Consider the following 9,093-nt stretch of genomic DNA (forward strand, 5'->3'; position numbering starts at 1 on the left):
AAATATAATACAAGAAAAGGAGGCGAAAGATATGAAAAAAGTAGTAAGTATGATTCTTGTAGCAATGATGACGTTGTCTTTGATAGCCGGGTGCGGGAAAGGTTCGGCTGACAGCTCTTCCAAGGAGGGGGAGAGCGCCCAGGATACCAAGAGGACGGAAGCGAAAAGCAGCGGTGACATTGTTGAAGTGGAAATCTGGGAGTATTTTGAAGACCTGGAACATGAATATTTCTCGGATATTATGAACAAATGGGGCGAAGAAAATGGCTACCGTTTTAAGATTGTCCAATATCCATATGCTGACTTGAACAAACAGTATACTCTGGGAATGGTTTCCGGCGAACTGCCTGATCTGACGATGATTAATAACTGCGATACTGCGAGCTATGTGGAAATGGGAATGCTGCAGGATATCACGGAGCAGGTGGATGCATGGGGGCAGAAGGAGAACTTCTACGAGACATCCTTAAACACAACGACAATTGACGGAAAGCTCTACGGACTGCCTTATAATTCAAACTGTCTGGCATTGTACTATGATGAGGATCAGTTAAAGGAGGCAGGAGTAGAAGTCCCAAAAACCTGGGATGAACTGGCAGCAGCGGCGCAGAAGCTGACCCAGGAAAGCCAGTATGGTTTTGCACTCTCGCTTGTAAATAACGATGAAGGAACCTTCCAGTACTTCCCGTTTTTATATTCCAGCGGAGCAGATATGTACTCTATGGGAAGTGCAGATGCAGTATCTTCCATGCAGTTCTTAAAGGATATGATCGATGCAGGGGCGATGAGTTCAGAAGTGATTAACTGGTCACAGGCAGATGTCTGCCAGCAGTTTATGCAGGGAAATGCAGCCATGATGATTAACGGGCCATGGCAGGTGCCGACTTTGGAAGGAAATGTACCGGACAAAAATTGGAAATGTGCGCCGATTCCTATTGACAAGGAACAGGCTTCAGCCCTGGGCGGAGAAGGATTTTCTGTAGTCAAGGGAGCTGATCTTGAGAAGATTTGGCCGGTTATGGAATTCATGATGGACAAGGATACCCTGGCTGACTGGGATCATGCAGTCGGTAAGCTGCCGCCGAGAAAAGATGCGGTAGATAAATACACAGATTGGTCAGAAGATCCGGTTTTACAGGTATTCTTTGACCAGTTGAACTATGCGGCAGTACTGGGGCCGGATGTAAGCTGGCCGGAGATTTCAACCGCAATTTATACTGCCTTACAGGAGACGATGACAGGACAGAAAACGGCCGAAAATGCCTGCAAGGATGCACAGACAACCATTGACGGATTGGTGAAAAAATGAAAAAAGGAACAGGGAAACGGACAATTATAACTAAAAATACAAGGTATCTGCTCTGCTTTGCAGGACCAGCCTGTATTTATATGGGGATTGTAGCGGTTTATCCGATAATTTACAACTTCTATCTGATGTTCAGAAATATGTCCACCAGAAACTTCCTGAACCACCAGTTTGTGGGGCTTGATACTGTCAAAGAGCTTCTGGGAAAGGGCGTTGTCTGGACGGCTGCATATAATACCGTATTGTTCACTGTCGTTTGTACTGTTATCCAATTTGTGATCGGATTTGCTTTTGCCATGCTGCTTTCTAGAAAGTTTTGCATGGCAAAGCTTTCCAAAAGCCTTATGCTGATCAGCTGGCTGATTCCAATGACAGTGACAGGGATTTTATTTAAGTTTATCTTTCAGACAGACAGTGGGATATTAAATTTTATTCTGCAGCAGATCGGAGTAATCGATAGTCCGATTGAATGGCTGACAAACAGCAGAACCGCGATATGGTGCATTATAGCCGCTAACTGCTGGGTCGGGATTCCGTTTGATATGGTGCTTTTATCGACCGGGCTGGCGAACATACCGGACAATGTGCTGGAAAGTGCGGCAATCGACGGGGCAGGAAGAGTTCAGAGATTTTTACATATTACGCTCCCCATGCTGAAGCCAACAATGTATTCAATTCTTATTTTAGGCGTGATTTATACATTTAAGGTATTTGATCTGGTACAGGTTATGACGGGCGGCGGTCCTGTTAATGCAACAGAAATGCTTTCAACCTATGCGTATAAGCTTGGATTCAGAGAGTATAATTTCAGCCAGGCATCGGTAGTAGCTAATTTTATGTTTATTTTATTATTTATTATGGGAGTCATTTACCTGAGATTTGTCAACGATGACGAGGTGATTGAGTAATGAAGAATGGCAAAATAAAAAATATAGGGATCAATGCAGGAGCAGTTCTGCTTGTACTTCTATTCCTGTCGCCTGTCATATGGATGGTGATGTGTTCTTTTAAAAAGGATGTGGAAATTTTCAGGTTCCCTCCGACTTTTTTACCGGAAGCCCCGACAGTCCAGGCATACATAGACCAGTTTGAAAGCAACTTGTTTCCGGCATTGAGAAACAGTCTGGTAATAGCAGTATTTTCTATGCTGATAGCACTTGTATTGGCAATACCGGCAGCTTACGGGCTGGCCCGGTTTAAATCAAAGGCGGGAAAGCCGATGATTCTTGGATTTCTTGTAACGCAGATGTTGCCGCCGGCCTTACTGCTGACTCCGTTATTCTTACTGTATACCAAAATGCACATCATTAATACCAGGATTGCCCCGATTCTATCCACGGCTACCTTATCGATCCCGTTTATTGTAATTCTGATGCGGCCTTTTTTTGCATCCCTGCCCAAATCGGTAGAGGAGGCGGCAAGAGTGGACGGATGTACGATGTTAGGCGCATTTGTGAGGATTATGGTGCCTGTTTCACGTCCAGGTCTTGCTACGGCCGCTATCTTTTCTTTTATTTTTGCATGGAATGACCTGGTATATTCTATGGCCTTTATTTCGGATTCCTCACTCTGGCCGATGACGACTATGATTAATAATTTCCAGACAAAATACGGGACACAATGGAACAGTATTCTTGCATTCGGAGTCTGCCTGATTATACCGATCGTGATTATCTTTATTTTTATGCAGAAGTATATCGTATCAGGGCTGACAGCAGGAGCAGTTAAGGAGTAGGTGAAAAAAGTGATAGAATATATTGATCCCAGGATCATCTATACAGATCCGCCGAAATCAGGATTGAATGAAAACGAGAAAAATGTACTTCGGGAGCTTGCTGCCAAGGTACAACATTATGCCCAGGATCATAAACAGGAAGAGAAGAAGAAATTGTGGTATGCACATAACAGCCTGCAGAGAATCAGGCCCATGGTGCTTGTGTTCCCGGAGGGGGCCTGGCTTGAGATACTGCCATGGGATAAGATGGTATGCAGGGAGGAATTCTACCGGGCTTATGAATGGGCCATGCGCCGTCTTTGCTACAGATTTGAACATTTTGACGACGACTTTGTAATAGAACCGGTGATCGAAGTGCCGCTCGTATATGAGATTACACCTTTCATAAAAGGCGGCGCTTCCTTTATTCATATGGATATGAAAGACTCTGGGGAGGGGATACATCAAAACAAAATATTGCTGGAAAATGAAGAAGATATACGGAAACTTTCCAAACAGGAGTTTATTTTCTATAAAGAAGAATCGGAGAGGAACCTCTGCCTGATCCGGGAAGTAATCGGAGATTTAATAGAAGTACGTTCCTATGGATATATGGCGCCGGATACAAGCCTTTTGAGGCAGTTTATTGAGATGCGGGGCACAGAACAGATTTTTTATGATTTGTACGACCAGCCCGAATGGCTCCATGAAGTTCTGGGATTTATGAGGGATTCCACACTGGAGCTTCTTCAAGTGATGGAGCCTTGTCTCATGAAGACGAATACAGGAAATGATTATATCGGATCAGGCGGTATCGGCTATATTCACGGACCGGGTTCAGACAGAGCCTTATATCAGAACAGCTGGGGATTTTCGGATGCCCAGGAACTTGCCGGAGTATCCCCGGACATGTACGAAGAATTTGCTACAGCTTATCATCAGCCCTTACTGGAAAAATTTGGATGGAGTTGTTACGGATGCTGCGAGCCTATGACGGATAAATTTGATATAATAAAAAAGTGTATTAAAAATTTAAGACGTGTGTCGGTAAATCCGTGGACAGACAGAGAAGCAGCGGCGATTGCACTTTTGGACCAATATGTATACTCCTGGAAACCAGCTCCAACAGTGGTAACCCGGAGATTTGACGAAGAAGAAGCAGGACGCGATATTAAAAGGACGATGGAAATAGCCGGCGGCTGTGTTGTGGAGATGATTCTGAAGGATACAGTAACGGTGCAGCACGAGCCGGAGCGTATCGAAAGGTGGATTCATACCGCAAAATATATCGCAGAGAAAGGGTATGCATAGTTATCACAACAGCTCAAAGACTATTAAAAAGGTACAGGGCAGCACAATTAAGCACTCAGATACAGATATTGCTTGCGGTATTTACATTTTTACCGGTGATGATGATATTGCTGGCGCTTAATATCTACCATGGACAGGATATGATACAGCACACGACGCTGGCGGCATCTGAGAATATGATAGATAAATCGGAACACCTGTCCAATTATATGCAGCGCTACATGGAACCGTATTATAAAGCAGTTATTGACGGACAGATTTGGGAGGAAATAAAGGATGTCTCCATGGAGGTAAAAAGCAACAGCAACCGGATCTTTTCTCTTTTAGAAGGCTATTCCACCCCTACCAATAATGAAGTGGCGTTAATGTTTCTCATGAGAAAAGACGGATCCGGATACCTGGTCATCCGCCTTCCGGCTAGCCAGCAGACCATTGTTACCCAGAATAATAAGCTGCTTTATGAGGATCTGATACAGCTGGGAAATAAAGGGATGGAGAGCCAGGAACTGGTGACGGCCAAGCTGGAATATCACAATAAGGTGTGCCTTGGGCTGTCCCAGAAAATATATAATTATAAGACGAAAGAATGCTACGGAAGCCTCGTAATGCTGATGTATCCGGAAACAATAGAATCCATTCTGGAAAGTTCAGAAGGCGGATACACCTCTTACATACTTCAGACGGCAGGCGGCAGCCTGTTTGCAGATAACAAAAGCCTGGAGCTTATAGACAATCTGAAAGTAGATAAGACGCATCAGGATGAAGTGAAATGGACGAACTGGCATCTTGCTTATGCCGTGGATACGGAAAAAATAAAAAAAGATATCAGAGTATCTACATTTGCAGCTTTTTCAATTGTATTGTTATTATTTCTCCTGACCATTGTGCTGGTAAATATCTTTATCCGCCGCAGGATGAAGACGCTGAGCCTTCTGGAAGGAGCGATGTCCAGGATACGTAAGAGGGGCGAATATACCTCGCTGCCATCCGCCGACAATGGAGAACTGAATTCACTGTTTGCTGGTTATAACAAAATGGTAGATCAGATTGTCCTTCAGAAAAAGAAAATCCAGGAGCAAAATGACGAAAAACTGAAAGGGCTGAAGAAACAGAAGGATGCGGAGATAAAGGCGCTGGAGCTGGAGATTAATTCACATTTTATCTACAATACGCTGAATTCTATTAATTACACTGCGATAGAGCACGAAGATTATGAGACCAGTGATCTGCTGAAGGTGTTTGCCAATGTACTGCGCTACATGACTGAAAATCGATATGAACTTGTGACAGTCAGCCAGGAGATTGCCTGGCTGGAACAGTATTTATTTCTGCAGAGAAGCCGTTTTAACGGGCGTTTTGATTTTGAGATTGATGTGAATCCGGAGATCGAAGATAAAAAGATACGCAAGCTTCTGCTGCAGCCCTTTGTGGAAAATGCCATTATTCATGGCTTTGACAGCAGGAGCAAGGGAGGACTTATTACCGTTATCTGTTCAAAGGAAGAGGATTCGGGACTGATGATTATAATTGCAGATAACGGGAATGGAATAGAGGAAGATCTTCTTAGGAAAATACGGGAAGGTATTGCCCTGGAAAACAATCCTGAAAATCTGGGGCTGGGTATGGCGAATACTTGTTACCGCATGAGACTGTATTATGGGGAGGCTTTTGCTTTTTACATCGAGAGTACAGGCGGCAGAGGTACGACCGTCATGTTAAAGCTTCCGGCATTATAAGGGCAGGGGGGAATATATGAGAGTGTTAGTAATTGAAGATGAAGACAAAGCCAGGCAGCTGATTGTCCGCCTTCTGAGGCAGGTGGACCCGGGGGTTCAGGTGGTGGGTGAGGCGGATAACGGAAATGAGGGCAGAGAGCTGATCCTGAAGCAGCTGCCCGATCTGGCCTTTGTTGATATTAAGATGCCCGGGCTGTCCGGGTTGGATATGATCCGCAGCCTTCAGCCTAAAAAACTGCAGGTAAACTATGTGATTATCAGCGGGTATGGTGAATTTCATTATGCACAGGAAGCAATCGAACTGGGGATTAAAGGTTATATATTAAAGCCGGTTTCTTATGGGGATATTGAACGTGCGCTGAATAAGGCATATACAAACCTGGGCGGTTATTCTGTGCCTGAGGAAGTAAAACAGACAGTAAAAGTTGCGGCTGTAGACGAATTACTTACGGATATTGATACAAAAAAATCTATGGTGCGCAATGCAGTGAACTATGTAAGGCAGAACATCAGCGTAAGGTGCCGGCTGAGTGATGCGGCGGAAAACCTGCGTGTATCGCCGGAGTATTTAAGCCGGATTTTTCATGATGAGATGAAAATTACATTTATGTCCTTTGTCAAAAAAGTAAAAATTGAACATGCCTGTGTTTTACTGCAGAAAACAGATTTAAAAGTTTATGAGATTGCTGCGGCAACCGGATATGATAATGATAAATATTTTTGTAATATTTTTCGGGAAGTGATGGGCGTGTCTCCGAAGAAGTACAGGGAACAGCATGTGGAGACGGTATTTCACTGCGAAAGTCAGGAGAAATAGTAGCAGCAGTTCAGGCTTGCCTGAACTATTACAAATATTGGACCGTTAAAAAGTATTGAGGAGGAACAGGATGGAAAGATTAAAGTGTGTGGACGGCGCTCTTGAATTTCGGTATGATTCAGAGACCGTACGTGTAGAAGCCTGGGGAAAAGATTCTCTGAGAGTCCGCGCCACCAGATTATTTGCGATGCCCCAAGAAGACTGGGCGCTTTTGAAGAGAGAAACGCCCTGCGGGGAAGTAGAGATATCAGACACGGAGGGAGTCATAAAGAATGGTAAGATCACAGCCTCAATTAATTATGCGGGGAAAATGCGGTTTTATAACAGTGAGGGCAAGCTTCTCATGGAAGAATATGTGCGGAACCGAAAAGATATATATGATTCAAAATGCAGTGCACTCGAAATTGAAGGAAGGGCATATAAGCCGTTGCAGGGCAGTGATTATAAGCTGATTGTAAGTTTTGATTCCCTGGACCCGGAGGAAAAAATCTACGGAATGGGGCAGTATCAGCAGTCCTGTCTGAACCTGAAGGGAACAGACCTGGAGCTGGCGCACCGCAATTCACAGGCGAGCGTCCCGTTTCTGATCTCCTCTCTGGGGTATGGCTTTTTGTGGAATAATCCGGCAGTGGGGCGGGTTGTTTTTGGCAGAAATAAGACAACATGGGAGGCGGAATCCTCAAAGAAGATAGATTACTGGATCACAGCAGGAGATACACCGGCAGAGATAGAAGAGAATTATGCATCCGTGACCGGCACGGTTCCGCAGATGCCGGAGTATGGCTTGGGATTCTGGCAGAGCAAGCTGCGCTACCGCACCCAGGAAGAACTGCTTGAGGTGGCACGGGAATACAAACGGCGGAATCTGCCCATATCCGTGATTGTGGCAGACTATTTCCACTGGCCGTATCAGGGGGATTACCGGTTTGATGAGGAGTATTGGCCGGATCCTGACGCTATGATACAGGAACTGGAATCCATGGGCATTGAGCTGATGGTATCTGTATGGCCGCAGGTGGATTACCGGAGTGAAAATTTTGAGGAGATGAAGGAAAATGGCTTTTTGATCCATACAGAGCGCGGAATCCAGATCGCCATGGACTTTCAGGGGAATACCCTGCATTTTGACACCACGAATCCGGGCGCGCGGAAGTATGTCTGGGAAAAAATCAAGCAGAACTATTATGACAAAGGAATACGTATCTTCTGGCTGGATGAAGCGGAACCGGAATATACAGTTTACGACTTTGAACAGTACCGTTACAGTCTTGGGCCGAATATCCAGGTCGGAAATATTTATCCGGTGATGTACGCGAAAACATTTTTTGAAGGCATGCAGGCCGCGGGCCAGGAAAAGATTGTAAACCTACTGAGGTGTGCCTGGGCCGGATCACAGCGCTATGGTGCGCTTGTATGGTCCGGGGATATCCATTCCAGTTATGAAAGCATGAGAAATCAGCTCACGGCAGGCCTGAATATGGGAATTGCAGGCATTCCATGGTGGACCACGGACATTGGCGGATTCCATGGGGGAAATCCTGATGATGAACGGTTCCGTGAGCTGTTTGTAAGGTGGTTTCAATACGGTACCTTCTGTCCGGTAATGAGACTGCACGGCGACAGAGAGCCGCACAAAGAACCGATGGCGGAAATTGGAGGCGGTGCTTGTGTATCCGGTGCTGACAATGAAGTCTGGTCTTATGGGGAAGAGGTGTATGAGATTCTGAAAAAATATCTGCAGTACCGGGAAAACATGAAGCCATATCTGAAAAAACTTATGCAGGAAGCACACGATAAAGGAACGCCGGTTATGCGTCCTCTGTTCTATGAGTTTCCGGAGGATAAAAAGGCGTGGAGCGTGGAAGATGCCTATATGTTTGGCAGCCGGCTGTTGGTTGCACCTGTGCTTTATGAAGCGGCGCGGCAGAGAGAGCTGTATCTGCCAGCAGGATGCAGATGGGAACATGCCTGGAGTGGGGAAACATATCAGGGGGGGCAGATGATAAAAGTCAATGCTCCTTTGAATGAAATTCCTGTTTTCATCAGAATCGGGATTTAGCGACGAGCTTTAGCCTCGGCGCGGATGGGGACGCTCCATAAAGGGATAGCCGAAAGCCTCCCGGAGAACATCCATATCCTTTCAAAAACGCGGCCGCGGACCTAAGAAATTCTAGGCGGGAAACAGCCCTGAAAATGGAGCACCACTGAC

At 45.4% G+C, this 9,093-nt stretch carries 7 protein-coding genes; all 7 read left to right on the forward strand.

The features are described 5' to 3' along the window. Positions 1–31: 31 nt before the first annotated feature. The 7 genes from ARB69_RS15530 to ARB69_RS15560 all read left to right on the forward strand — a co-directional run bounded on the left by ARB69_RS15530 (position 32) and on the right by ARB69_RS15560 (position 8,943). A complete protein-coding gene (locus ARB69_RS15530; protein ID WP_050640221.1) occupies positions 32–1,309 on the forward strand; it encodes a sugar ABC transporter substrate-binding protein in 1,278 nt (425 codons plus the stop codon). Next, complete coding sequence (locus ARB69_RS15535) at positions 1,306–2,214, forward strand: carbohydrate ABC transporter permease (protein ID WP_050640220.1); 909 nt, start codon at positions 1,306–1,308, stop codon at positions 2,212–2,214. Before ARB69_RS15530 ends, ARB69_RS15535 begins: the two co-directional genes overlap by 4 nt. After that, the gene (locus ARB69_RS15540; RefSeq protein WP_055154120.1) at positions 2,214–3,041 is read left to right on the forward strand and encodes a carbohydrate ABC transporter permease; all 828 of its coding nucleotides are present in this window, start codon (positions 2,214–2,216) and stop codon (positions 3,039–3,041) included. The genes ARB69_RS15535 and ARB69_RS15540 overlap by 1 nt, the downstream gene beginning before the upstream one ends. Next, entirely contained in the window at positions 3,042–4,331 is a 1,290-nt protein-coding gene (locus ARB69_RS15545; RefSeq protein ID WP_055154122.1) for a hypothetical protein, read from the forward strand. Positions 4,332–4,438: 107 nt separating this feature from the next. Next, on the forward strand, positions 4,439–6,067 hold the full coding sequence (locus ARB69_RS15550; RefSeq protein WP_167702505.1) for a sensor histidine kinase: 1,629 nt from the start codon (positions 4,439–4,441) through the stop codon (positions 6,065–6,067). A gap of 16 nt (positions 6,068–6,083) precedes the next feature. Beyond that, positions 6,084–6,884, forward strand: a complete 801-nt coding sequence (locus tag ARB69_RS15555) for a response regulator transcription factor (protein WP_050640216.1) — start codon at positions 6,084–6,086, stop codon at positions 6,882–6,884. Positions 6,885–6,954: 70 nt separating this feature from the next. Continuing rightward, a complete protein-coding gene (locus ARB69_RS15560) occupies positions 6,955–8,943 on the forward strand; it encodes a TIM-barrel domain-containing protein (protein ID WP_055154126.1) in 1,989 nt (662 codons plus the stop codon). Positions 8,944–9,093 lie beyond the last annotated feature (150 nt).

Source organism: Faecalicatena contorta (genome assembly GCF_001404335.1).
GTDB lineage: Bacteria > Bacillota > Clostridia > Lachnospirales > Lachnospiraceae > Faecalicatena > Faecalicatena contortus_B.

Excerpts from the sequence above, each read along its gene's own strand:
- ARB69_RS15530 (WP_050640221.1), top strand. The coding sequence starts at position 32 with ATGAAAAAAGTAGTAAGTATGATTCTTGTAGCAATGATGACGTTGTCT.
- ARB69_RS15535 (WP_050640220.1), top strand. The coding sequence starts at position 1,306 with ATGAAAAAAGGAACAGGGAAACGGACAATTATAACTAAAAATACAAGG.
- ARB69_RS15540 (WP_055154120.1), top strand. The coding sequence starts at position 2,214 with ATGAAGAATGGCAAAATAAAAAATATAGGGATCAATGCAGGAGCAGTT.
- ARB69_RS15555 (WP_050640216.1), top strand. The coding sequence starts at position 6,084 with ATGAGAGTGTTAGTAATTGAAGATGAAGACAAAGCCAGGCAGCTGATT.
- ARB69_RS15560 (WP_055154126.1), top strand. The coding sequence starts at position 6,955 with ATGGAAAGATTAAAGTGTGTGGACGGCGCTCTTGAATTTCGGTATGAT.